This is a genomic window from Algoriphagus hitonicola, assembly GCF_900113375.1.
In the GTDB taxonomy this organism is placed as follows: domain Bacteria; phylum Bacteroidota; class Bacteroidia; order Cytophagales; family Cyclobacteriaceae; genus Algoriphagus; species Algoriphagus hitonicola.
Genome location: NZ_FOPC01000010.1, coordinates 75,978 through 99,627, shown reverse-complemented (window position 1 = coordinate 99,627; position 23,650 = coordinate 75,978). Strand labels below are relative to the sequence as shown.

Genomic DNA, 23,650 nt, shown 5'->3' with positions numbered 1-23,650 from the left:
GTGCTCATGAATCTCCCTTTGGTCGATTTGAAAGCAATTCACAACCGGCTCCTAAATTGCCGATTGTTCCCGATTTCTGTGATTTCCCTAGAAAGATTTAAATTTAGTTTGCAGTTTATCAATTTCTAAATTAGCTCATAAATTCACCTTCGGTCAATTTGATGATTTTATGATATTGGAATAAAAATAAAAACCAGCCAGGTTTCAGAATCCTAGCTGGTTTAACTCCTTAGATTTATTCTTTTAATTATTATATCTTCTGCCGCCTCTGCGGTCATCGCCGGAATCCATCAGATCGCGATAATCTTCTTCGCTGGTTCCTTTGGCAAATCGACGGATATTGTAAGAGAAGGTAAGCATAAAATAGCGCTGCAGTACATTTGACTGAATATCTTCGATATAAGTATCGGTAATGTTTCTACGGATATTGTTGTTTTGACGGAATAGGTCATAGACATTAACCGAAATCTCTCCGCGCTGATTGTTGAAGATCTTTTTACCCAAACTCATATTCACCAAGGTAAAGCTTTGGTCAAATCCCTCGGAAAGACCTTTGTTGACCTGGTGGTTGATATCAGTTCGGAAAATAAAACCTTCCCAAATGATCCAGTTGAAATTGATTCTCGCCCGCTGATTGAAGAAGTTATTATCCAAATTTGGGTTGAGCGTATTTTCTACATTGTTGAAAGACATCCGCGTCCAAAGGTTGAAGTCTATCTGATCACTGATATTGCTGCTTAGTGAGATTCCGGTGCTGAGTCTTCTCGAGTTGTTAAATCCATATTCGTTGTTTACCAGAGTCGGACGCTTGGTATATCCCGCACCGGCGTTGATGTTTAGATTGGACTTGATGAAGTCCAAAGGCATCCCGTAACTGGACCATGATCTGAAATCCCAATATCCATCCAAGTTGACCGGGCTGAAAAGCTGAGATCCGGGCTCCAAGATAATTCCAGACTGGATTTCAGTAGCTTCATCTGCGATAAAGGAACTGTTTGCTACGGTGTTGTTGACAAAAGATGAAAACGCATAAAGGAACCAAGATTGGTCAGTCTCAGGGTTATTGCTTCGGAATCTCATTCTGAATCGGTGTGCAAAAGACTGGTTCAACCCCGGATTACCGACGTAAAGTTGGAGTGGGTTAGAATTATCCACTACCGGCTGCAACTCCCGAAGTCCCGGTTCATTGGCCCGAGTATCGTAGTCGAAGTTTAGGCTTGTGTTTTCGGTGATTTGATAATTTAATCTAAATGAAGGCTGAATGCTTTCGAATCTTCTGTTGAGCTCAAAAGGATCAGGAAATCCCTGGGTATTGTCCAGCTTGGCATTTTGATATTGTACCTCAGCCTGCATTCGAACTTTTTCGGTCTGATATTGGTAGCCGAGTTCGGTTTCCTGAGTCAGGAATTTGCTTTCAAAGGTATTACTCAAGGTAGTATCAAGTACAAACTCCGGCTGGGTAGGATCTTCTTCAAACACATCAAAAATCAATTGATCCGAATCATTCAACCGATTCCCGATTTCGTACTCGAGTTCCAACTGACTTTTTTCGCTTAATGCCTCGGTAAATGAAACTCCGGTTTCCCAAGAAGAACCACTTCTATCCCGGTTGATTTGCTGGTTGATGATTTCGGTTCGTGAATCAGGAACAAAATACTGATTTGTTGCCAATCGGTTTGCCCGGTCTTCATTCCAGTTTTCACTGATTCTACCTCGGAAAGTAAATGTTCTTCCTGGTTTATCAAATTTGTGACTGTAGAAAATCCGGTTGAAAATATCAAAATCACGATTTTCTGCTGTCCGCATATTTTCTACTGAATTGATCAGGTTAGTTCCATCGGTAGTTTCTCCGAAAAAGTCTGAATTTTCCGTTTCGAATCGTGCAGAAAATCTCGGGATAAATACGATTCGGTTTTTCTCATCGATATCGTATTCCAAACGCATATCAAACTGATGCCTGTTGTTAAGTCGTACATCATTGGCCACCTCATCGTAAAGCTGATCAGAATCGTCGCTGGTCAAAAACTCACGAAAGCGGATTTCCTGGCCGATATTTTCTCTTGAAGAGTATAAATAACTTCCCGTCACCTGAATTTTGTCACCCCAAGTGTCAGTATAATTCATTCCTAGAATATTGGTATTAATGACTCCGTTTTGCGGGCGTGCATTATCTTGTGCATTTGGGTCGGAAGAAAAATCCGTTACGTTGACATTGTTGGAAAGACCAGTGATGGTAATTCTTCGATCATCATTGAAATCGTTGATACTTGCTCCTGCCAAATAGCGGTCATCGGTACCGTAGCCCGCCGATACTCTACCAAACTGACCTTTTCTACGGTTAGGTTTGGTGATGATATTTACTGTCTTGAGTCGCTCTCCATCATCAAATCCGCTCAGTCTGGCTTTTTCACTTAACTGATCAAAAATTTCGATCCCTTGGATCACTTCAGCAGGTAGGTTTTGAAGGGCAGTCCGAACATCAGTTCCGAAAAATGGCTTTCCATCTACTAAAATCTGACCGATATTTTCACCCTGAGCTTGAAGCGCTCCATCTTGTGAGGTGACCCCCGGGATTTTCTCCAATAAGGTTTGTGCACTTGCATCCTTCATGGTTTTGAACGCGTCGGCATTGAATAGGGTAGTGTCTGATTTATTTTGACTGGTTGATCTTCGAGCCTGGATTGTAACTTCCTCGAGATCGGTATCTTCTTGGCGGATATTGATTGTCCCCAGGTCTACATCTTGCGTCATGTTGAGCGACTTGAAATAACTTTCATAGCCCAAATACTGAATTTTTAAAATGTATTCTCCCTCTCTAATATCCTTGATTTCGAATTTGCCATCCAAATCCGAGATGATTCCATCGACTTGGCTGGAGTCTCCATCATTGAGCAGGAGAACGGTGGCATTGGGGATAGTACTGGAAGTTCCGGCCTCTTGGATTCTTCCCACGATCGAATAACGCTGCGAGAAGGCCGATATGCTTAGCGTTAAAAGAAAAACTAAGGTTAAATAAATTTTCATGTAGTTGGTTTTTTTTCATTTGGCGCAACTGAGTTTTTTTTCCGTTTCGCCACCACAAAACAAGCAAGTTGTAAGTAAAATGTTTTCGCTTTTTGGCTAAACGGTTAATAGAGCAAATGAATAGTAGACCGATCATGTAAAAGATGCTGAATATCATTGAGTTATAGAATTTTGAAGGAATTCTGAAGTTTTATGACAATTCTTGTCAGAAAATAATGTTTATTTAAGCATCATCAATATGTTTATTAAAACAACATTTTTATCTTAGTGTCCTGAATGATAGATGATATGAAAACAACTGAAAAAATTAACATCACGACCAAAAATCTGGCTTCCGGAAATTGCCAGGTTAAATTTTTCGTAGAAGATGAACAGAAGCCACAATATGGTTATTTGTTGATTTCTGAGCCCAAGCCGGTGGGAGAGATTATTTTGGAGATCCAAAATAGATTGGCGCAGAGGCAAGCGGCGAAACAGAATATCAACCCGCTTTTTCCGATCGAACCGGTATCTGAAGATCATAACTTTTATCTCTTTTCGGCATGAGTTACTTAGCTTCAAACCTTCGCTTTTTGCGAAAGCAGAAAGGCATCACTCAAAATGAACTAGCTGAGCAGCTGGATGTACAGCGAACGATGATTTCAGCCTATGAAGACGGGCGATCCGAACCCAAACTGGCAACTTTGAAGCGGATCGGTGAGCTATTGGAAATCGGGATTGAGGAGCTACTGGAGCATGATATCGAAAAGCTTGGGAGAAAAGCACTCCAAAATCGGGGAATTAATATTCTTACTATCGCCGCTGATGAAAATGATAATGAAAATATCACGCTAGTCGGGCAAAAAGCTTCTGCGGGTTATCTCAATGGTTTTGCTGATCCAGAATATATGGAACAGTTGCCGCAGTTTCATTTGCCCAATCTATCCAAACAAACTACTTATCGGGCCTTTGAATTAGCCGGCGATTCCATGCTGCCACTGATATCTGGGACGATAGTCATCGGTGCATACGTGGATCAGCTCAGATCGGTAAAAAGTGGACGAACCTATATCCTTGTGACCCAAACCGAAGGAGTCGTGTATAAACGGGTATTTAATTATTTGGAGGAAAACGGAAAGCTTTTTTTGGTTTCAGACAATGAGCACTACAAACCTTACGAAGTGAGAGGAGAAGATGTCTTGGAAGTCTGGGAAGCCAAAGCTTTCATCAGCACTGACTTTCCCAATCCGGGAGACAAAAAGAAAGCCTTGAGTCTGGAGGATCTGGGTGAAATGATCCGGGATATTCAGATCGATTTGAAGAAGCTGAGGAAATAGATGTTCGGTTGGTTCCTGGGGAGCTCGGCCAACTTGAATTTGGCCAAATTCAGCCTCTAACCGAGTAACATATCTTCAAAGCGCTGTTGGATTTTTCCTACTGCATCAAAGGCCGGATCGATATTGACCACTCCTTTGCCTAACTCATGCCATAGCCCATCCCCGCAGTCGATGTATGCACCCGGTTTCGTTCCAGGTGCTTCTTTTGCAATTTCATAATGATAATCCGGCGTAAAAATCAGTTTCATCAACTGAATTGAATAATCCCAGTTGAGCGCCTGACTTTTTTCTCCCTGATCTAAAATCACAGTTCGGTTGGAAAAATGCACGGTGATCGTACAATCCAGCGTATTTTCTTCTGTAACTAGTCGGTAATTAATATGAAGTGGGGCTTCTTTTTTGGTGGATTCGTAGATCGCCTGAATTAGATCTTGTGCCATCAGCTGCCAAACCTCCTGACTTAGTGGTGTTTTCGGAACAGAATCCTCATTGAGGTAAAGAATTATCCCGCCTTCGTCCAGTTGTCGAGGTGACCATTTGGTTTCAGTCAGTAACTCCTGTATGGGTTCGATCCAAATGGAGTTCAATTCTCCCTCATAATGATAATCGTCAGAAAGGGTAAAGCCCTCATCCAAAATTTCCTGCTCGCTCAATTCGTCCCGATCCGTATAATGCAGATCCAGTTTGACTTTCAGGATGGACTCACTCCAGTCCAATTCCATGTGGAAAACATGGCTGTAAGGTGGAGGGATAATTCCTGAATCGTATTCGAGTGTGAGTTTTTGGATATCTTCTTTAGAGAACTTCATTTTTTAAGCTTTGCACAAAAGTATATTTTTTCAAGCAATTAAGATCTTACTTTGCAGTCTAAACCCATTTTCATGGAAGATAATCTCGATCGTATAGTCAGTGGAATTTATGAAAATTCATTTGCAGTCATTGATGACTTTGTTGACGAAATTTTCCGAAAGGCACTTTTTGACGAGCAGACGGATCTGTTGGAGAGTGGGAAATTTCGAAAAGCAGCTATCGGTACGGGAGATCAAAAACAGGTGAAACCTGAAATTCGCAGTGATGAGGTGCTTTGGATGGAGCCTGACAATCTGAGTATTCTCCAGTCGGAATATTGGCATCGAGTGGATGCAATCAAATTGGCACTAAATCGAAGATGTTTTTTAGGACTTCAGTCTTTTGAAGCACATTTTGCCCGCTATCCGATCGGATCTTTTTACAAGCGGCATTTGGATCAGTTTCAGCAGGTTTCCTATCGGGCGGTGACCGTCATTCTCTACGTCAACGATATATGGACAGCCCAAGACGAGGGAGCATTGAGAATGTATCTGCCTAAAGAAAATGGTAAGGAAGATGTGCTGGATATTTTGCCGATGCCAGGCAGATTGGTTGTTTTTCTGAGCGGAGAGATCCCTCATGAAGTCCTGCCGACCAAAAAGGAACGGAACAGCATTACCGGATGGCTTAGGACGATTTCCTAGCGAAGTTTGATTTCTACTTTTTTGACCTGATTGGAAGAAAGCGAAACCGCACAGCGATCAAATTTTGGGATTGAAAATCTGTTGTTTGGATTATTCGAAAAACCGTATTTCTCCTGAGGATAACCGAGGGCGTTTTTCTTCATTTTGCCGTTTTTGTCTTGGTCATGAAATACAGAAATGGCGTATTTCCCTTTGGGAAGATTTTTGATTTGGGTAGAGGCCTGCCCATTTTCAATAGGTAGCGAAATCGCTTTAATAGCATGATCTCGATTTTCCGGAAATCCATCTGAACTGGAAAAAACTAAAATTCTGATGACTCCCTGATCGGATTCCACTTTGTCAATGGTCAGATGGATGCTGCCTTTTTCATTCATCATAAACGGATTTTGAATCCAAAGAAATATGAAAATTAGAAGGTAATTCATGTTGGAATATTCAGTTTTCGATCAATTTTCCCACTTTCTGTCTCTTTAAATTGAGCTATGAGATAAATAGCCTTCGGACATTCAAATGCGGAAAGATTCTTTTTCAGTTCATTAAGCAAATGCGTTGCCTTATTGCTGTCTGCTTGGCTTGATTCAATAAATAAGACGAGTTTTTCACCAAATTTAGGATCTGGAGTTCCTGTCAGAAAAAAGCGGGACCCGAAAAAATAGGTATTTACCGTTTTTTCGATTTTTGGCTCAATCAGCTCGGGATGGAGTTTTACTCCTCCTGAATTCACCACAAAGTCTATTCTTCCAAGCCATTGAAATTCGTTGTCTGAACGTAAGCGAACAGCGTCATTGGTTTGGATTTTTTCATTCTTGCTCATGGGACCTTTCACCCATAAAGCACCTCGATCATCTACTCCAATTTCTACCTTGGGAAGGGTTTGATAGATTAACTCTTCGCTCTTGATTTTGGCAATGGCAATGTGTGAAACCGTTTCGGTCATCCCGTAAGTTTGATAGGCTTGGATCTTGTTCAAAACCATTTCCATTTTCAGTTGAGGACTCAATGGCGCTCCACCGATGATGAGCTGCTGGACTTTTTTGAGTTTGGCAAAAGAAGATGGATTTTGGAGGCTTTGCTGTATTTGAAGGGGAACCATAGCTAAAAAATCAGGAATTTGGCTATCCTCAATTTCACTTAAGGGATCAGAACTGGGGTTTACAAGTACCATCGGACAGTTCCATTCCATGGCACGAACTAGCATCATTTTTCCGGCGATGTAGGCAGGATTGAGGCAACATAAGAGCAGAGATTTGGAATTGATCTGGAAAAAAGCTCCGGTGGCCTGAGCGCTCGCTTGCATTTGGATCCTGGTAAGGTTGATTTTCTTAGGCTTACCTGTGGATCCTGAGGTGTATTGCTCAAAGTTTTCTTTTCCCGAAAGCCATTCCCTACAGAACTGAATGGCTTGATCCAAAACCTCAATGTCAAAGGGTTCCACCTTTTCAAAATCCTGTACTGAGGAAAACCGTTTGTCTTGATATTGAAGTTGGAACATGGAATAATTTTAGAATGCAAAAAGGAAGCCGTACAGTAGATCAACAAATTTCGGACAAGCCTGTTATCTTGCAAAAAAATCGGATTTTTAACCAAAAAGAAAATCATGGAGTGGATCACTGCCAAAGAATACGAAGATATCACCTATAAAAAATGCGATGGGGTAGCCCGAATTGCTTTTAATAGACCTGAGGTGAGGAATGCTTTTCGTCCGAAAACTACGGCGGAATTATACGATGCTTTTTACGATGCCCAAGAGGATACCTCGATAGGGGTAGTTTTACTGAGTGGTGAAGGACCTTCGCCTAAAGATGGAAAGTGGGCCTTTTGCTCCGGTGGAGATCAGCGGGCACGAGGCCATCAAGGCTATGTGGGTGATGATGGCTATCATCGATTGAATATTTTGGAAGTGCAGCGGCTGATTCGTTTTATGCCTAAGGTGGTGATCGCAGTGGTCCCAGGCTGGGCTGTCGGCGGAGGACACAGTTTACATGTGGTTTGTGATTTGACTTTGGCGAGTAAGGAACATGCGATTTTTAAGCAGACAGATGCCGATGTGACCAGTTTTGACGGGGGATATGGATCTGCCTATTTGGCTAAGATGGTCGGACAAAAAAAGGCCAGGGAAATATTTTTCTTGGGAAGAAATTATTCTGCACAGGAGGCCTATGAAATGGGAATGGTCAACGCCGTAATTCCACACGAAGAACTGGAATCCACGGCCTTTCAATGGGCGCAGGAAATTTTAGAAAAATCCCCAACTTCAATCAAAATGCTGAAATTTGCGATGAATCTAACCGATGATGGAATGGTCGGGCAGCAGGTTTTTGCCGGTGAAGCGACCCGATTGGCCTACATGACCGAGGAAGCTAAAGAGGGAAGAAATGCTTTCTTGGAAAAGCGAAAACCGAATTTTAAGCAGATCAAGTGGATTCCTTAAAATAAAATTTCAGTCAATGCGACCTGCTTTCCGGTTACCTGTTCCGGTTCGATCGGTCAGCGCATCGCCCATATCTTGGCGGGCTAGTTCCGCGTAGCCTTCCAATTCCCGGAGAATATCAGGATTTTCAGCAGCTACATTTTTTTGCTCAAAGGGATCAGAAACCAAATCAAAAAGCATGGGTTCGGTGAGATTGATATGATCGTATTTTACAGGAATGCCATCATTACTCAATTCCGCATCATTGGGAATGGTCCGGTATTGATGTGGGAATATCAACTTCCATTTTCCAAACATGACCGCTTGCAATTCATTTTGATTATAATAAGCATAATAGGGTTTATGATCCATTTTTTCGCCCTGCGTCAATGGCCAGATATTTCGCCCGTCTATGGGTAAGTCTGGAAGTTTTGCTTGTGTGATATGAGCCAAAGTGGGTAAAATATCGATTGTCATTGCAGCTTGATCTTGGACTGTTCCAGCGGGGATGACTCCAGGCCAAGTCATGATGGCCGGGACTCGGATTCCACCTTCCCAAGAAGTGCCTTTTCCTTCTCTAAGACCTCCGGTCGATCCAGCATGACCTCCATAGGAAAGCCAAGGGCCATTGTCGGAGGTGAAGATGATCAAGGTATTTTCTTCCAGGCCTAGATCTTTGAGTTTTTTTCGGATTTCACCCATGGACCAATCGATCTCCATCATCACATCCCCGTAAAGCCCCTGCCGGCTTTTTCCCTCAAATTTTTCTGAAACAAAAAGTGGCACATGGGGCATGGAATGAGCGAGGTAAAGAAAAAAAGACTCTTCTTTATTTTTATCGATAAAATCCAATGCACGCTCAGTGTATTGGGTGGTGAGTTGATGCTGTTCATCCAGGATATCTATGGTTTTTTCATTTTCCATCAGGGGAAGGGGAGGATAATAATCCTTTGCTTCCGGATGATGAGGCCACATATCATTGGAGTAGGGTAGGCCAAAATAGGAATCAAATCCTTGACGGGTGGGCAGAAATTCCTCGAGATGGCCCAAGTGCCATTTTCCAACCATACCGGTTGTATATCCCTTCTCTTTTAAGAGATCCGCAATGGTCGTTTCCTCCGGGTTTAAGCCATGCTTGGCGGTATGATCCAAAGCCCCAAAAAGTTCAAGACGGTTAGCATAAGTACCCGTCAAAAGCGCTGCTCTCGATGCCGTGCAGACCGCATGAGGCACGTAGAATTGGGTGAATTTCGCTCCGTCCTTGGCCAACTGATCCAAGTGTGGGGTTTCCCATTCAGTAGCTCCATAGCTCCCCAAGTCCCCATAACCCATGTCGTCAGCAAAAACTAAGATGATGTTTGGAGGAGAGGTATTAGTTTTAATTTCTGTTTGATTTGTACAGGAAAAGAATGCAGAAACAAGTCCTAGGGAAAGGAAGGTTTTTATCATTACTTAATTATTTATAGTCAGGGTTTTTGGGGTATTTTGTACTTTATCTAAAATCATTTTTCCAATTCGGTCACCTTGTTTTACTCCTTCTTCAATAGCATCCCGGAAGTGGATTCCTCCATAAAGCCGGGAAATAGCTGCCTCTGCGGAAGCCTGAAAAAATGAGTCAAATTGCCGTTCAGGAAGGCCAAAATAAACCTCCGAAGTGTCAAGGAATGAAAAATCCTCCCCAAAATAGGAGGTAAGGATTACAGCTGAGGCCTGTGAAATGACGGAATGTCCTGAGGTATATTCCGGAAAGGGCGGGGTTTGTAGTAGAGGTTTCCAACGCTGATCTATTGTCCGATTGATCACGGTTTCCGGGCGAATCCGATTGGTCTCGTATTTGGCCTTCCAGCAGGAGATGAATGCATCATGAAGCGTCATCCCCACAAGAGAATGGATGTATGCGGTTTCCTGAAAATTGAGTTGTGCTTTCTGTGCTGCAATACCTGTGATCCCCATCCAATGTCCTCCGGGAGAGATTTTTTTGACCCCGATAGCCATGTGGCCCGAATAAGTGACCATAAAAGGGTTACAGTCCCAAAAGTTAGCAATAAGTTTTTGCTCTTCACTTAGACTTTTACCCACTTCGTACACTTCCATCAGTTGATTATGAAAGGAACTGCCTGCTTCCAGATCAAAATTAGCCATTGGATTGGGGGCAAACTGATCAAGATCATCGACAAAGAAAGGTTTTATCGTCCTCCACTCAGGTTCCACCGCGGCGATATAGGCTGGTGGGGTAGGATACCAATATCCTGGACCTTCTTTGGGCGTGTAGCGATTCAAAGCGGTCAGTTCTTTGTACCCGTCTTTTCCAGCAATAGCCAAAACCTTATTCGCAATTTGTTGTGCTTTTTGTAAATGACTATCTACTTCCCCTTTTTTTAAAAGTTTAAGCTTTATGGCCCGATCGATCCAGTTTTCCTGCTTTTCTTGGAGCAAATAACCTGAGGGCATGAGTTTCTCCCCAACCAAAAGCATGGTATAAATAGCTGCAAATTCCGGTGATTTAATCCCTGTAATTCCGGAAGTGCCTTGGATATGAAAGGGAATTTTCGGCTGATCAAAATTTGCGCCTTCGCTCTCCATCATCAGATAGGTACTCAGAGCTGCGTAGGCATAGATTCTGGCTGCCACTGGTGGACTAGCCACATCGGTGACCATGACTTCGGTCAAATGAAATAGTTGATCTGAGTAGATTTTTGGCCAATCGGGAGTTTTTTTTTCAACTGCGATCCCAATGGGACAAATCCCAACCATCAGGATATAAAGCAAAAGATATGAGACCTTATTATTCCACATACTCATAAAGTTCTAAAGCCTGACCATGAACTCCAAATAAGATGAATTTCTTTTCACCTACCTGAAACTCCAAGATGGATTTGATATCTCCTTTGATGCTGAATCCCGCATCTGCCGGACCAAGGATTTCAAAGCCTCCATCTGATTTTCCCTGTAAAACCAAGCCAAATCCAGCGTCGAGATTTCCTACCCGAATACGACTTTGTCGATTGTTTCCTCCCAGAACCAAATCTTGAATTCCATCTCGATTGACATCAGTAACCTGAATGGCATAGATCGGAAAAGCTTGGGCCAAAGTGGGTAATTTATGCGGTCTGAAGCCTTCCCTTGAGTTTTCTAAATAAAAGGAACTCATGGTATTGGCTTCAAGATATTCTGCCTGATCCAATTCATTTTGGCTAAATAAATCAGAGATTTTTGCTGTCGAATAGGATTCGTAATCAGTGAATTTACTTCGCATGCTGACCATTTGGTCCAAAAGCTCGTCTCTACTGGCAAAGGGATAATATCCGTCTCCGATATAGCATTCCAGAATCGGATCAATGGAACCGTTTTGATCAAAGTCAGCCGAAAAAAGTCGAAGTTTTTTCTCCTCACTGACCTCAAACTGACTGTTTTCTCCAAAATTCCCCACAATCAAATCCAAATCACCGTCCCCGTCAAGGTCAGCTTGGGCCAAAGATGACCACCAGCCGCTGAGCTGATCTGAAAAGTATTTTTCGGATTGATCCAAAAAGGATTTTCCTTGCTGATTGATGAATGCCGTGATAGGCATAAATTCTCCTACAAGGATCAAATCCGGATATCCGTCATCATTTAAATCCTGACTTTGAGCGGAAGTAACCATGCCCAGGGTCGAATTGGGAATATATGTGTCGGTCTGATCAGTAAATTGTCCCTGTCCATTATTGATTAGGATTTTGCTTTCGGGGATTTGAGGGTAACGTCCTGGAATGATTCTTCCTCCTACGAACAAATCTGGAGCACCGTCTTGATTGATGTCTAGGCTAATCGCTGTGCCCGTGCTGATGGTGTAATCTGGAAAAGAATTCGACCATCGGAGTCTTCCGGTTCCGTCATTGAGATAGAGTCTGTCCACCAGGGATTCGTCTGTCCTCAAGTAATCATGATAGCCTCCGCTGCCGATGAAGAGGTCCTCAAATCCATCTCCATTGAAATCTTCAAAAATTGCAATGGCGTCGGTAAATTCATCGGCACTTGAAAATCCGGAATATGGGTTCCATCTTTCACCATCAAAAGAAAAAATCTGTGCTGCCTGACCCTTGGTGCCTCCGATAAAAATCTCAGGAATTCCGTCTTGATTCAGGTCCCCTTGAGCCAAAACCGGGCTGATCGCAGAAGGCATAGTAATCATCAAGGGTTGCCGCTTAAAATCATTAAAACCAGAAGCCTTTGGGAGAAATTGGGGAGCAGAATTATGCTTTTTGAAGCTCGAATTTTTGGCAGTTTTTGACGAGGAATTAATTGAAGTACTTTTTTGTTTAAAGGTATTTAAAGAATTGATATCAAGGTCTTTAAAGGTAGATTGTGATTGATATGGCCAATGGATTAGAACGGAGTCGATGGATTTTTCCGCTCCCAGTCCGAAATGAAGGCGGTAGGTGCTGGAAGACTGGAATCCTCTCACCGGCTGAAGTTCTTGGACTTGCTTGGAATCATCACTAAAAATCTCTATTCGACTTCCGATAGCTAGCGGATTTAGATCAGTCCCAGTTAGTTTTATTTGCACCCAATTTCCTTTTTCGCCAGTGTTTTCATAAATACCGGCAACTTCATTTAAATGGTTGACTACCAAATCCAGATCTCCATCATTGTCCAAATCGGAATAGGCAGCACCACTTGAAAAGCCTGGTTTTTCAAATCCCCAATTCAAACTTTGATCTTTAAATTGAAGATCTCCACGATTTTCAAAAAAGTAGTTGTGCACCGGCGTGGAGCTCATAGTCGTAACGAGATGCAGCGTATCCGCTTTTTGATTGGCGACCGCTTGTTTGAAATAATAATCGCCTTTGTACTTGAGAAAATCCCGATTGGTGTAATCCCGGTAATAGCCATTGGTGACAAAAAGATCTTTGAAACCGTCATTGGTGGCATCGAAAAAAAGCGCAGCCCACGACCAATCGGTATTGGATATTCCGGCGAGTTGTCCGATCTCTGAGAAGTTTCCTTCACCTAGATTGAGGTGAAGCATATTTCGCATGTTTTGATGGTAAAATCCCTTTCGGATCATCAAGGCATATTGCTCGTAGTTTTCGGGGCCGTAGAGTAGTTTTTGACGCTTATTGTCTTCGGGAAGCATATCGAGCGTTAAGATGTCTTGCAGTCCGTCATTGTTGATATCAGCAATATCCGCTCCCATGGAAAAGTGGGAAATATGGCTGAAATAAGATTCCATTTCGTCTGAAAATGTGCCATCCTGCTGATTGATGTATACATAATCCGGCTCGATGTAGTCATTGGTGACCAAGAGATCCAGCCAACCGTCTTGATTGATATCTGATGCGATGACTGCAAGACCGAATCCTAAGGCGGAGCCTTTGATTCCGGCTTCTTCGCTGATATCGGTGAATTTTCCATTGTCATTTCGGTAGAACTTGTCTCCAGCATAAGGATGTCTGATAGACTTGGCTTCATCAAATTCCAACTCATTGATGACTTCGATGTGGTGATTGAGTAGAAAGAGATCCAAATCCCCATCTTGGTCAAAATCAAAAAATAAACCTTGGGTGCTATTGGAAGGATCAGCAATTCCATATTCTTCTGCTTGTTCACTAAATTGAAAATCGCCTTCGTTGATCCAAAGCTCATTTTTTCTACTTTCCGGTGTCCCTTTTCCCGAGTAGCAGACGTAAATATCCAAGAGACCGTCACCATTCACGTCAGCCATGCTGACTCCTGTCGTCCAGGTTGATTTCCCTTTTACCCCTGCTGATTTGGTTACATTTTCAAACTTGAGTTCCCCTAGATTTTTATAGAGTTGATTGGGAACCATATTTCCTGTAAAAAAAATATCGTCCAGTCCATCATTGTCCAAGTCACCCACAGCGACGCCGCCCCCGTTATAAAAATATTCGTAACGAAGGATATTGTTGATTTGGTTCTCGGTCAGTTGATTTTTGAAGGAAACTCCAGCTTTTCTGGGTTTTAACTGGACGAATTTTGCCTCAAAATTATCTTGTGAAAATCCCTCCAAAAAAGAAAAAGTCAAGAAGACTACCAGTAGGAGTCTTGCTTGACTAAATCGATTTTCACGGAGTAAAAACATTGGAATTGAAATTAGCCCAATCTGCTGATCACATCATCAAACAACTGTTCGTTGACCACAGCCATACCTCCCATCAAACCAACATCCTCACCTAACTTATACAGGGCTAGTTTCGATTTTTCGCGGGACTTGGCCATGCTGTAGATATTAAGTGCCTGCTGAATAGGAGTGATCAAATATTGGTTGGCCTCTGCCACTGATCCACCGATGATGATCAGTTCGGGATTGAGTAACTGAATCAAGATAGATATTCCCCGACCTAAGTCCAAACCGGCTTCCGAAAGAATCGTGATGGCTCGCTGATCACCCGCCAATGCGGCTTCTACCACGATTCCGGGTTCCAATTCGCCTTGATGATCACGGACCATTCTCGCCAGAATACTGTCTTTGTCTAAAAGGATGGCGGCTTCGGCCATTTTTACAATTGCCGTTCCTGATGCCACAGCTTCCAGGCAACCTTTTTTGCCACAGGCACAGGTTACATCTCTAGATTCGAAAATCGGGGAGTGGGAAAACTCACCGGCAAACCCGGAGGCTCCTTGGTAGATTTTGCCGTCAATGATGATTCCGAGTCCGATTCCCCAACCTACAAAAACCCCTAGAACATTTTTATACGAATGCTCTGAGCCAAATTTAAATTCGGCCAAAGTCATAGCCCGGGCATCGTTTTCCAGGAAAATCTTCTTTTCAAAACGTGATTCGAAATTTTCCAGAAGCGTTTTTTTACCAAACCTAAAATAGGTGTAGTTTACTCCTCCTACCGAATCCACCAATCCAGGCATAGAAATCCCGATAGCGATGATTTTTTCATTAGGAATCCCTGAGGATCTAATGTACTGATCCATCAGGTCGCAAATTCGATCAAAGGTTTCCTTTTCGTTATTGAGGGTGACCTTGAAGCTCTCTTTGGGAACGGCCTGCTCATGATTGCATGAATACAGTGCAATATTCATCGTGAATTTGGAGAGATCAACCGAAAGCACATAGAAGGCATCTTCGGCCAGTCGATAGAGATCCGGTTTTCTGCCGCCTTGGGATTCGGCGCGACCGTGTTTGATCACTTCACCCGAACTCATTAGGTCATTAAGCAGGGAATTGACCGTAGGTAGGGAGATTCCTACCTCGTTACAAATTTCACTGGCAGTATTGGCACCTTTGAGATAAAGATTCTTGATGATCTTAATCTTGTTGATGTAGCTCTTGATTTCGACAACACCGTCCATTTTGTCGATGACGGCATTTGGGTTTATTAGGTTCATGGCATTAAGATATGCCTGAAATACGGTATTTTTTAGGTTTCAAAAAATACTTTTAAAAAAAAATTGATAAACAGGCTCTTGATTTTCAATAATAACCCAATTTATTTCTTTTGATCGATGCTTTTGGTAAAAAGATTCAAAATTGCCAATTTGCTTTTCAATCCATTCCTTTTTTAATTAACTATCTATTAATCATGATTTTAAGTAATATTAATGCGCAAAACACCAAGGTTGAAGTTTCTAAACTGGTAGAGGAGTACTTGACTGATTTGGGTTTGAAGGTTCACGATCTGGATTTCTCCCGTCCCTGGGGAGGTTTTTTTGTCATCGAAGAGAATCAGATCAAAAAATTCAAGGAGTTGTTTTTTGATGAAGTTACCCTGACCGAGAAACAGTATGAGATGAAATTGAGTCCGAAGATATTGGTCGTATCACCGGCTGCTCGGCTTTCCTGGCAATATCATCACAGAAGAGCTGAACTTTGGAAATTGATCGCGGGGGAAGCGGGTATTGTGAGAAGTCAAACTGATGAGCAGGGAGATACTCAGTTGATGAAGACAGGGAAGACGGTTTCGCTTTCCCAAGGAGAAAGACATCGCCTGGTAGGTCTGGATACCTGGGGAGTGGTGGCCGAAATCTGGATGCATACTGATCCTAACCAACCCTCTGATGAATCGGATATTGTACGGGTCTCTGATGATTATTCCAGAAAATAAGTTTGAAAGGGATGCTAGTTGAAATTAGAGGGAAAAAATAATAGGCCCAGAAAAAATCCGGGCCTAAAAATTTCAAACAGGTTCCGTAGCTCAATCACCCTTAAAATTTGAATTTTCTGAATCAGAAAATACTACAGAATTGTTTAAAATGAAACTAAAGATACGATTATTAATCTGAAATACAAATAAATGTACATCAAATTTGTTTCTCTGTATAAGAAACTCGATTTATAATTTTTCTATTTTCTTGGCTACTTCCTCTGCTTCTGCCATTAGTTTATCAGCGGCAGTGCGATTGGAGTGCGAGAGTTTATGGGCTTCGGCAAGCATTTTGCTATACTTTTCCTGAAGTTTTTCTTTTTCTGATTTCTTTTTGAATAGACCAAACATAAATGCTTTTATTGTAGAACTCGTGCTCTTGTAGAAGGTTTAAAATTGAAATACAGTTGAGGCGTTTTCCTGAACGATTTCGTCCTCTTTGTAATTGATCAAATCCTCCAATCTACCAGCGGGATTGTAATATCTCCAAGGGCCTTCTCGCTTGCCCTCAGTCATATTTCCTTCGGAAGCCTTTCGGCCATTTTCATGGTAAAAAATCCAGATTCCATCTGCTTTTCCGCTTTTATAGTTTCCTTCTGATTCTTTTTTTCCGTTGATGTAGTAGGTGATTCGAGAGCCATCTCCATCCTTTAGCGTGCCCTTATCCAGTTTTTTGCTACCGTCGTAGCTCATGTAATCTCCGACATTCATTAATCGCCCGTTTTCCCAGTATTCCTCCTGGGTGAGTTGTTTGTTGTCATAAAAGAGTCCCCACATGCCGTCTTCAAATCCCAGCTTGTATGCTCCAACGGATTTCAATTGGCCTCCATCGTAGTAATACACCCACTGCCCGTTTTCCATTCCGAGGATGTATTCTCCTTCGGCAATTAATACGCCTATTTTGTTGAAATATTTCCAAAGTCCGGATTTCAGATCGTTACGATATTCACCGATGGAATATAATGCCCCTTCTGGATCATAACTTTTCCAGAGCCCTGTTTTCATCCCTGATTCGTATTGTCCCTGAACGGAAGGTTTTGCATTGCTATGGTATTCGACATAGTCACCGACCGGAACTCCGAGTTCATAGGTTTTTCGTTTGGCTACTTCTTTATTGGGGAAATACTCTTCCCAGGTTCCTACAGCAATGCCATTTTCATATTTTTCTACTCGGGCCAGCCTTTTGTTTTCGTAATAATACTTCCAAGTGCCGTCTGGTTTCCCGTTTTTATTGTAAAACTCCTCTGCTTCCAAAATTTTACTTTCAGGAAAATAGCGTTTCCATTCGCCTACTTTTTTTCCATTTTCATAAATCCCTTCTTCCTGTATGATATTTCCATAGGAGAATCGCTTAAACTCACCTTCGAGTTTTCCGAGACGGTAAAAAGCCTCCGTCATCAAGCCTCCATCGGGATCGTATTCCAGATAGGGGCCATCCTTGAGGTTGTTTTTATAAAACTCCCGGATATAAATCTCCCCAAACGGATGATAGGTAATCCATTGCCCTTCTTTATCGCCATCGGTATATTGTCCTTCTTTGTAAACCTGGTCAGGTTCTACGTAGCTAGGCTGGCCGGTTTTTCCATAATATTCCACGTATTTTCCGACCAATACACTATCCTGAAAAATCAATTCCCTCTTTAAAAAACCGTCGGCATCATAAATATCCGTTTTGCCAAAGAGTTCTCCTTTTCGGTATTCCACTTCCACTTGTTTTTTGCCATCTGGAAAGTAACTCGTCCATTTGCCGTCTTTTAATCCATCTTTGTAAGTACCTTCGGAAAGGAGTGTGTTGGTTTTTGGATTGTAAATTTTCCAGAGACCCTGACGGACATTGTCGATCGCGGGCCCAGTAGCCATCAAAGTGGAGTCCTTATTAATCTGTTTGACTAATCTAGTTTCTTGTGCTAAAAGTGTAGTAGAAAGGAATGAAAGAAGAATTAAGATATATCTCATATGATTAGATTTGCTTCGACTGTTTCTAAGAAGTACGAAGTGCCTATTTAATTTTGGACAATCGAAAGTATTTTACGCAGGATTACAATTCCTGTTTAAAAATAACTTAAATCTCTTGGATTCCCAGATGTTGGGAGAGGGTGTCAGTTAATTTTTTTATTTGAAAAACCCATTCGATTTCATTCTTTGAGGTCAAATTGAAGACCGGGATTTCTTTATACCATTGAAAAAAACCAGGGTCAGAATCTAGGGCTAGTTTTTCGTTTGAGACAATGAGTTTCTCATATTCCCAAGGACTATCCCAATTACATTTTTGAAAAGATTGCTCCCCTAAATCTAGTGATCCGAAATTTTCTTTTCCCAATAAAACAAAAAGATAGAGCCCTTTCCCAAACCAATTGAGGATTCTGATATTCAGTCCTTTTTCCAGGTCAAAATCCCGAATTATATCCAAAACCTGGTAGGGCAATCCCATCAAATCACTTCCTTGAGATAGCTTTTTCCCCCGAGATGGAGCATGGATTTTTTTTAATTCCTCCTGCTCAAAATGATCTCCTACTTTTCCTAAAAGTTCCCAAAATTGGTATTTGAGTCGGTTTTGCTTTCGGATCAGTTGTTCGTCTTTCCACAGGTCCAGATTAAGCTGAGTAGATGAATTGTTCATTTTACCATTGCAAAATAGCGGAAGCCCAGGTAAATCCGGAACCAAATGCGGCTAAGCAAATCAGATCACCTTCCTTGATTTTTCCCTGTTCCCAAGCTTCACTAAGGGCAATTGGGATAGTGCCTGCGGTGGTATTTCCCATGTGCATGATGTTGTTAAAAACTTTTTCGTCAGGTAGTTCCAGTTTTTTCTGGATAAATTGGCTGATCCTAAGGTTTGCCTGATGGGGAACGAGCAAGTCAATGTCAGATTTTTTCAGGTTGTTGTGGTCCAAAGCTTCTTGAATCACTTCCATAAAACGAACCACGGCATGTTTAAATACTGCATTTCCGTTCATTTTCAAATAAAAACTGCCCGAATCAATCATTTCTTGGGAGATCCGGACTTTTCGGCTACTACCGGGATCTTTGCAGTAGAGTTCCTCTGCATACTCTCCTTGAGAATGGAGATGAGTAGATAAAATCCCCGGTTGATCCGGCTCAACTGCTCCCAATATCACTGCCCCTGCTCCGTCAGCAAAAATCACCGAACTGGAGCGCCCTTCATCACTTTTGTCCAAAGCTGAAGACTGAATTTCAGCGCCTACGACGAGGATTTTTTTGTACATCCCGGTTTTGATAAACTGATCAGCCACTGACAGCGCATAGATAAATCCTGAACAGGCATTACGAATATCCAGCGCTCCGATCTCTCCAAAATCCAACTCTCGCTGCAAGAGTACACCATTGCCAGGCACATAATAATCCGGAGTAATGGTTGCGAAAACGATGAAATCAATTTCTTTGGCAGTGACTCCCGATCTTTCCAATGCCATTTCGGTGGCTCTCTTAGACAAGGAAGTGACCGTGTCGACATCCGGGGTAAACCAGTGCCTGGTATGAATCCCTGTTCGCTCTACAATCCACTCATTATTGGTGTCCATCATCTGTGATAGTTCCTCATTGGTCACTATCCGATCTGGGACACAGTGTCCTACACCAAGGATTCTGGATTTTTTCATTTGGTCGTATTTGGGTTTAAAAAAGAAAGGTATTCCAATATCGGAAGCTTCTTATTTTCTACAAAAATAAAATAAAGATAGTTCGTTTAACCAAACAGGGTATAGTTTCCATGCTGATCAATCGGAGAGGTTTTTCGGATAAGCGCAGGAGAATCATTTTTAACCGAATTGACCAAGGGCGAAACCGTAAAACTGGCCATCTGCTCGGGATCAAAAGGCTGGAGCAGGGGAAGCAGCTCTGCTTCGGTGCTGTAGGTATCCAACCATTTTTTTTCGGATTCTCGGGGCAAAATTACAGGCATTCGGTCGTGGATCTCTGCGACCACTTGATTTGGACTGGTAGTAAGAATCAGAAAAGTATGCTGAATTTCCCCATTGACATTTTCGAATTCCTCCCAGATACCTGCAAACGAAAAAAGCTCTTCATCGCGAAGGGTAAAGCGGTATGGGATTTTTGTTTTCTTACCGAGTCTTTTCCATTCGTAGAATCCATCCGCCGGGATCAGGCATCTCCGTTGTTTAAAGGAATTTTTAAAGGAGACTTTTTCATTGACTGTTTCTGCCTTGGCATTAATGAGTTTCTGAGCGACGGGTTTGTTTTGGCCAAATTCAGGAGTAATTCCCCAATAGAAAAAAGAGAAGCCTTTTGGGCTTTGAGAAGTGATCACGGGGACCAATTGAGTAGGAGCGATGTTGTATCTTGGATTAAAATCTGCAAGCATCTCGGCCTGAAACCGTTCCTCCAGTTCGATTTTACTTTTGCTCAGGGAATATCGTCCGCACATAGGAATAGAGATAATTTGGTGGAAGTTAGAGATCGCTGCTTATAAATTCAAATGCCCGTTGCTCAGAATAATAAGGGATGCCCTTTTTTGTTGAACTAAAGCCCACATGTCCTCCATATTTCGGAAATTCGAAGTAAACAGATTCAAGCTCTCGTGCCATTTTGGTAGGGAAACATTCCCTACTGAGAAAAGGATCATTTTGAGCATTTACTATCAGTGTGGGTTGTTGGATTTTGTCCAAAAAATAAAGTGATGAATTTTGGCGATAATAGTCTTCAGAGTCTTTGAATCCGTGAATCGGCCCCGTGAAATAATCGTCAAAATCAGCTAGGGTTTTAATATTTCTGAGAAAATGCACGGGGATTTCCTCCGGAAAATGCTGGGCTTTTCGGATAACTTTTTCTCTCAAGGTTTTCAGAAAACGCTCACTATAAAGTTTATTTTCACGGGAAGAAATTTTTTTACTGCTGGAAGACAAGTCCAAGGGAACCGAGATAGCCACAGCTTTTTTTATTGCAGGAATTTTTCCTTGATTTTCTCCCAAATATTTTAGGGTGAGATTTCCTCCCAAACTAAAGCCGATCAAGTAGATTTCCCGATAATCTTGTAAGCCACGCTTCACGACTTCCTCCAAATCATAAGTGGCTCCAGAGTGATAAAAAATAGGCTGATGATTAAGCTCGGTCCCACAACCCCGGTAGTTCCAAGTCATGACATCAAAGTGATTTCTCAAAAAAATCCGGGCCATGCCGAGCATGTAAGGGCGACTGCTGTTTCCCTCAAGTCCGTGGCTGATGATGATCAGTTTTTGGCTGTTTTGTCGATACCAATCCAAATCCAAAAAATCTCTGTCTGAAGTAACTATCCGTTCTTTTTCGGGTTGAATAAGTTCTACTTTACGAAATAAAGCTGGATAAATGGTCTCTAAATGTCCATTAAACAGCCACTTAGGTCTTTGGTAGTTGCTGGAGCTGATGATAGGCATGGTTTAGTTTAAATCTTTGCTGGGTAAACAGCCTTGGGAAAATACTAGTTTTAAATTTGAATAAAGACTTTATAAAAACTATTTTTGGACACTTTAAACAAGAATAATCGCGCAATAACCTATGGCCGAAGTAATCAGAATGCCTAAAATGAGTGACACCATGGAAGAAGGGGTGATCGCTGCATGGTTGAAAAAAGTTGGGGACAGTGTCAAGCCAGGAGATATTTTGGCTGAAGTCGAAACCGACAAAGCAACTATGGAGCTGGAATCCTACGACGAAGGTGTCCTACTATATATCGGTGTCGAAGAAAAAGACGCTGTTCCAGTAAACGGTATCATCGCAGTAATCGGAGAGAAAGGAGAGGATTACAAGCATCTTTTGAAAGAGGATGGAGATGATTCCGGGGAGGAAAAGAAAGACGACTCCAAATCGGAGAAGAAAGAAGAAAAATCATCCGATAAGGAAGACGAGGTTAAAGAAGAAAAAAAGGAAAAGTCAGAAAAAATAGATACCTCTTCTATCAATGCCACCCTCGTGACCATGCCAAAAATGTCCGATACCATGCAGGAAGGGACTATTGCGGCTTGGCTCAAAAAAGTAGGTGATGAGGTGAAGTCTGGAGAAATTATCGCCGAGGTAGAAACGGATAAAGCCACCATGGAGCTGGAGTCCTATGAAGACGGAAACTTGCTCTATATCGGTGTTGAAGAAGGCGATAGCGTACCAGTCGATGGCGTGATTGCCATTATTGGGGAAAAGGGAGCTGACTACAAGACCTTGCTAAAAGCACACGAGCAGGAATCCTCGGGAGGAGATGACGAACCAGAGGAAAAATCCGAGGAAAAGAAAAGCGAACCATCATCAGAAAAGAAAGAGGATAAATCGGCTGACCAATCTAAGTCTAATGGCAGTTTGACTTCCCCTTCCCCTGTCGCTACCAGTGGTGAGCGGGTGAAAGCCTCTCCTTTGGCTAAGAAAATTGCTGAAGATAAAGGGATCGATATTCGTCAGGTTTCTGGCTCCGGCGATGGAGGGAGAATCATTAAACGGGATGTGGAAAGCTTCGTGCCTACAGCCGCAGCTGACGCCTCTGCTTCAGCTTCTGCAGTCATGCCATCTATCGGACAAGAAAGCTATAAGGAGGAGAAAGTTTCTCAAATGAGAAAAGTGATCGCTAAGCGATTGGCTGAGAGCAAATTTGGCGCACCTCATTTCTACCTGACCATGGAGATTAACATGGACAAGGCGATCGAAGCGAGAAAAAGCATGAATGAAATCGCACCGGTAAAAATCTCGTTTAACGATTTAGTCATTAAGGCATCGGCAGTTGCTTTGCGTCAGAATCCGAAGGTAAACTCAAGCTGGCTGGGAGACAAAATCCGATACAATGATCATATCCATATCGGAATGGCAGTAGCGGTAGAAGAAGGACTTTTGGTTCCTGTCATTCGTTTTGCAGATAGTAAGTCTCTTTCTCAGATATCCAATGAAGCCAAAACGCTCGGCGGAAAAGCTAAAAATAAAGAACTGCAGCCCAAGGACTGGGAAGGAAATACCTTTACCATTTCCAATTTGGGAATGTTTGGTATCGAGGAGTTTACCGCGATCATCAACCCGCCGGATGCCTGTATTCTGGCTGTCGGAGGAATCAAGGAAACCGTCATCGTAAAAGACGGAGAAATGAAAGTCGGTAATGTCATGAAAGTGACGCTTTCCTGCGATCACCGGGTCGTGGATGGCGCAGTGGGATCGGCATTTTTGCTGACACTAAAGGGATTACTCGAAGATCCGGTTCGGATCCTTATTTAATATGCTGTCAAAAAGTCCTGATTTCAGGACTTTTTGCTTTTAGTATGGTTATTGAAATTATCGATGACTTCGCAAAGCTTTTTCTGTGAAGACGACTTAGCTTACGAAAAC

At 42.3% G+C, this 23,650-nt stretch carries 20 protein-coding genes; 6 read left to right on the top strand and 14 right to left on the bottom strand.

Features of this window, described 5'->3' with window-relative positions; genetic code table 11:
• Positions 1–243: 243 nt before the first annotated feature.
• Positions 244–3,024, bottom strand: coding sequence for an outer membrane beta-barrel protein (locus BM043_RS14015; RefSeq protein ID WP_092792700.1), 2,781 nt, complete (start codon positions 3,022–3,024; stop codon positions 244–246).
• A 288-nt stretch (positions 3,025–3,312) separates the two neighbouring features.
• Here BM043_RS14015 and BM043_RS14010 point away from each other — a divergent pair, with 288 nt between their 5' ends.
• Positions 3,313–3,570, top strand: a complete 258-nt coding sequence (locus BM043_RS14010; protein WP_092792823.1) for a hypothetical protein — start codon at positions 3,313–3,315, stop codon at positions 3,568–3,570.
• Positions 3,567–4,340, top strand: a complete 774-nt coding sequence (locus BM043_RS14005) for an XRE family transcriptional regulator (protein WP_092792698.1) — start codon at positions 3,567–3,569, stop codon at positions 4,338–4,340. Before BM043_RS14010 ends, BM043_RS14005 begins: the two co-directional genes overlap by 4 nt.
• A 56-nt stretch (positions 4,341–4,396) precedes the next feature.
• On the opposite strand, the gene BM043_RS14000 is transcribed toward BM043_RS14005, so the two are convergent.
• Positions 4,397–5,149 (bottom strand): hypothetical protein, encoded by a 753-nt coding sequence (locus BM043_RS14000; RefSeq protein ID WP_092792696.1) that lies wholly within the window; start codon positions 5,147–5,149, stop codon positions 4,397–4,399.
• Between the two features lie 72 nt (positions 5,150–5,221).
• Here BM043_RS14000 and BM043_RS13995 point away from each other — a divergent pair, with 72 nt between their 5' ends.
• On the top strand, positions 5,222–5,833 hold the full coding sequence (locus BM043_RS13995; protein WP_092792694.1) for a 2OG-Fe(II) oxygenase: 612 nt from the start codon (positions 5,222–5,224) through the stop codon (positions 5,831–5,833).
• On the opposite strand, the gene BM043_RS13990 is transcribed toward BM043_RS13995, so the two are convergent.
• On the bottom strand, positions 5,830–6,258 hold the full coding sequence (locus BM043_RS13990; RefSeq protein ID WP_092792693.1) for a DUF2141 domain-containing protein: 429 nt from the start codon (positions 6,256–6,258) through the stop codon (positions 5,830–5,832). The two genes, BM043_RS13995 and BM043_RS13990, sit on opposite strands and share 4 nt — an antisense overlap.
• On the bottom strand, positions 6,255–7,325 hold the full coding sequence (locus BM043_RS13985; protein ID WP_092792692.1) for an AMP-binding protein: 1,071 nt from the start codon (positions 7,323–7,325) through the stop codon (positions 6,255–6,257). The genes BM043_RS13990 and BM043_RS13985 overlap by 4 nt, the downstream gene beginning before the upstream one ends.
• 105 nt (positions 7,326–7,430) lie before the next feature.
• On the opposite strand from BM043_RS13985, the gene BM043_RS13980 reads away from it, so the two are divergent.
• Positions 7,431–8,264 carry a 1,4-dihydroxy-2-naphthoyl-CoA synthase gene (locus BM043_RS13980; protein ID WP_092792689.1) on the top strand — a complete coding sequence of 278 codons (834 nt, stop codon included), beginning with the start codon at positions 7,431–7,433 and terminating at the stop codon, positions 8,262–8,264.
• 9 nt (positions 8,265–8,273) lie between these two features.
• Here BM043_RS13980 and BM043_RS13975 read toward each other — a convergent pair whose 3' ends face one another.
• The 4 genes from BM043_RS13975 to BM043_RS13960 are packed head-to-tail and all read right to left on the bottom strand — an operon-like array spanning position 8,274 to position 15,584.
• Entirely contained in the window at positions 8,274–9,692 is a 1,419-nt protein-coding gene (locus BM043_RS13975; protein WP_092792687.1) for a sulfatase family protein, read from the bottom strand.
• A 3-nt stretch (positions 9,693–9,695) separates the two neighbouring features.
• Positions 9,696–11,039 carry a vanadium-dependent haloperoxidase gene (locus BM043_RS13970; protein WP_245753038.1) on the bottom strand — a complete coding sequence of 448 codons (1,344 nt, stop codon included), beginning with the start codon at positions 11,037–11,039 and terminating at the stop codon, positions 9,696–9,698.
• The gene (locus tag BM043_RS13965; protein ID WP_092792684.1) at positions 11,029–14,325 is read right to left on the bottom strand and encodes a VCBS repeat-containing protein; all 3,297 of its coding nucleotides are present in this window, start codon (positions 14,323–14,325) and stop codon (positions 11,029–11,031) included. The genes BM043_RS13970 and BM043_RS13965 overlap by 11 nt, the downstream gene beginning before the upstream one ends.
• A gap of 11 nt (positions 14,326–14,336) precedes the next feature.
• Positions 14,337–15,584 (bottom strand): ROK family transcriptional regulator, encoded by a 1,248-nt coding sequence (locus tag BM043_RS13960; protein WP_092792682.1) that lies wholly within the window; start codon positions 15,582–15,584, stop codon positions 14,337–14,339.
• 194 nt (positions 15,585–15,778) lie between these two features.
• Between BM043_RS13960 and BM043_RS13955 the strand changes: the two genes are divergently transcribed.
• Entirely contained in the window at positions 15,779–16,300 is a 522-nt protein-coding gene (locus BM043_RS13955) for a cupin domain-containing protein (protein ID WP_092792820.1), read from the top strand.
• 228 nt (positions 16,301–16,528) lie between these two features.
• On the opposite strand, the gene BM043_RS19390 is transcribed toward BM043_RS13955, so the two are convergent.
• From BM043_RS19390 to BM043_RS13930, 6 genes are all read right to left on the bottom strand, one after another.
• On the bottom strand, positions 16,529–16,690 hold the full coding sequence (locus tag BM043_RS19390) for a Lacal_2735 family protein (RefSeq protein WP_143189542.1): 162 nt from the start codon (positions 16,688–16,690) through the stop codon (positions 16,529–16,531).
• 39 nt (positions 16,691–16,729) lie between these two features.
• Positions 16,730–18,295 (bottom strand): toxin-antitoxin system YwqK family antitoxin, encoded by a 1,566-nt coding sequence (locus BM043_RS13950; RefSeq protein WP_092792680.1) that lies wholly within the window; start codon positions 18,293–18,295, stop codon positions 16,730–16,732.
• A gap of 106 nt (positions 18,296–18,401) precedes the next feature.
• Positions 18,402–18,959 (bottom strand): hypothetical protein, encoded by a 558-nt coding sequence (locus tag BM043_RS13945; RefSeq protein WP_092792679.1) that lies wholly within the window; start codon positions 18,957–18,959, stop codon positions 18,402–18,404.
• 1 nt (position 18,960) lies between these two features.
• Positions 18,961–19,959, bottom strand: a complete 999-nt coding sequence (locus BM043_RS13940) for a 3-oxoacyl-ACP synthase III family protein (RefSeq protein WP_092792677.1) — start codon at positions 19,957–19,959, stop codon at positions 18,961–18,963.
• Positions 19,960–20,045: 86 nt separating this feature from the next.
• A complete protein-coding gene (locus tag BM043_RS13935) occupies positions 20,046–20,744 on the bottom strand; it encodes an SOS response-associated peptidase (protein WP_092792675.1) in 699 nt (232 codons plus the stop codon).
• 25 nt (positions 20,745–20,769) lie between these two features.
• Positions 20,770–21,729, bottom strand: coding sequence for a YheT family hydrolase (locus tag BM043_RS13930; RefSeq protein WP_092792674.1), 960 nt, complete (start codon positions 21,727–21,729; stop codon positions 20,770–20,772).
• 121 nt (positions 21,730–21,850) lie between these two features.
• Between BM043_RS13930 and BM043_RS13925 the strand changes: the two genes are divergently transcribed.
• Positions 21,851–23,539, top strand: coding sequence for a pyruvate dehydrogenase complex dihydrolipoamide acetyltransferase (locus tag BM043_RS13925; protein ID WP_092792672.1), 1,689 nt, complete (start codon positions 21,851–21,853; stop codon positions 23,537–23,539).
• Positions 23,540–23,650 lie beyond the last annotated feature (111 nt).

What these genes read in the sequence shown, in the direction of transcription:
- BM043_RS14015 (WP_092792700.1), bottom strand. Translation starts at nt 3,024, where the DNA reads ATGAAAATTTATTTAACCTTAGTTTTTCTTTTAACGCTAAGCATATCG.
- BM043_RS14010 (WP_092792823.1), top strand. Translation starts at nt 3,313, where the DNA reads ATGAAAACAACTGAAAAAATTAACATCACGACCAAAAATCTGGCTTCC.
- BM043_RS14005 (WP_092792698.1), top strand. Translation starts at nt 3,567, where the DNA reads ATGAGTTACTTAGCTTCAAACCTTCGCTTTTTGCGAAAGCAGAAAGGC.
- BM043_RS14000 (WP_092792696.1), bottom strand. Translation starts at nt 5,149, where the DNA reads ATGAAGTTCTCTAAAGAAGATATCCAAAAACTCACACTCGAATACGAT.
- BM043_RS13995 (WP_092792694.1), top strand. Translation starts at nt 5,222, where the DNA reads ATGGAAGATAATCTCGATCGTATAGTCAGTGGAATTTATGAAAATTCA.
- BM043_RS13990 (WP_092792693.1), bottom strand. Translation starts at nt 6,258, where the DNA reads ATGAATTACCTTCTAATTTTCATATTTCTTTGGATTCAAAATCCGTTT.
- BM043_RS13985 (WP_092792692.1), bottom strand. Translation starts at nt 7,325, where the DNA reads ATGTTCCAACTTCAATATCAAGACAAACGGTTTTCCTCAGTACAGGAT.
- BM043_RS13980 (WP_092792689.1), top strand. Translation starts at nt 7,431, where the DNA reads ATGGAGTGGATCACTGCCAAAGAATACGAAGATATCACCTATAAAAAA.
- BM043_RS13975 (WP_092792687.1), bottom strand. Translation starts at nt 9,692, where the DNA reads ATGATAAAAACCTTCCTTTCCCTAGGACTTGTTTCTGCATTCTTTTCC.
- BM043_RS13970 (WP_245753038.1), bottom strand. Translation starts at nt 11,039, where the DNA reads ATGTGGAATAATAAGGTCTCATATCTTTTGCTTTATATCCTGATGGTT.
- BM043_RS13965 (WP_092792684.1), bottom strand. Translation starts at nt 14,325, where the DNA reads ATGTTTTTACTCCGTGAAAATCGATTTAGTCAAGCAAGACTCCTACTG.
- BM043_RS13960 (WP_092792682.1), bottom strand. Translation starts at nt 15,584, where the DNA reads ATGAACCTAATAAACCCAAATGCCGTCATCGACAAAATGGACGGTGTT.
- BM043_RS13955 (WP_092792820.1), top strand. Translation starts at nt 15,779, where the DNA reads ATGATTTTAAGTAATATTAATGCGCAAAACACCAAGGTTGAAGTTTCT.
- BM043_RS19390 (WP_143189542.1), bottom strand. Translation starts at nt 16,690, where the DNA reads ATGTTTGGTCTATTCAAAAAGAAATCAGAAAAAGAAAAACTTCAGGAA.
- BM043_RS13950 (WP_092792680.1), bottom strand. Translation starts at nt 18,295, where the DNA reads ATGAGATATATCTTAATTCTTCTTTCATTCCTTTCTACTACACTTTTA.
- BM043_RS13945 (WP_092792679.1), bottom strand. Translation starts at nt 18,959, where the DNA reads ATGAACAATTCATCTACTCAGCTTAATCTGGACCTGTGGAAAGACGAA.
- BM043_RS13940 (WP_092792677.1), bottom strand. Translation starts at nt 19,959, where the DNA reads ATGAAAAAATCCAGAATCCTTGGTGTAGGACACTGTGTCCCAGATCGG.
- BM043_RS13935 (WP_092792675.1), bottom strand. Translation starts at nt 20,744, where the DNA reads ATGTGCGGACGATATTCCCTGAGCAAAAGTAAAATCGAACTGGAGGAA.
- BM043_RS13930 (WP_092792674.1), bottom strand. Translation starts at nt 21,729, where the DNA reads ATGCCTATCATCAGCTCCAGCAACTACCAAAGACCTAAGTGGCTGTTT.
- BM043_RS13925 (WP_092792672.1), top strand. Translation starts at nt 21,851, where the DNA reads ATGGCCGAAGTAATCAGAATGCCTAAAATGAGTGACACCATGGAAGAA.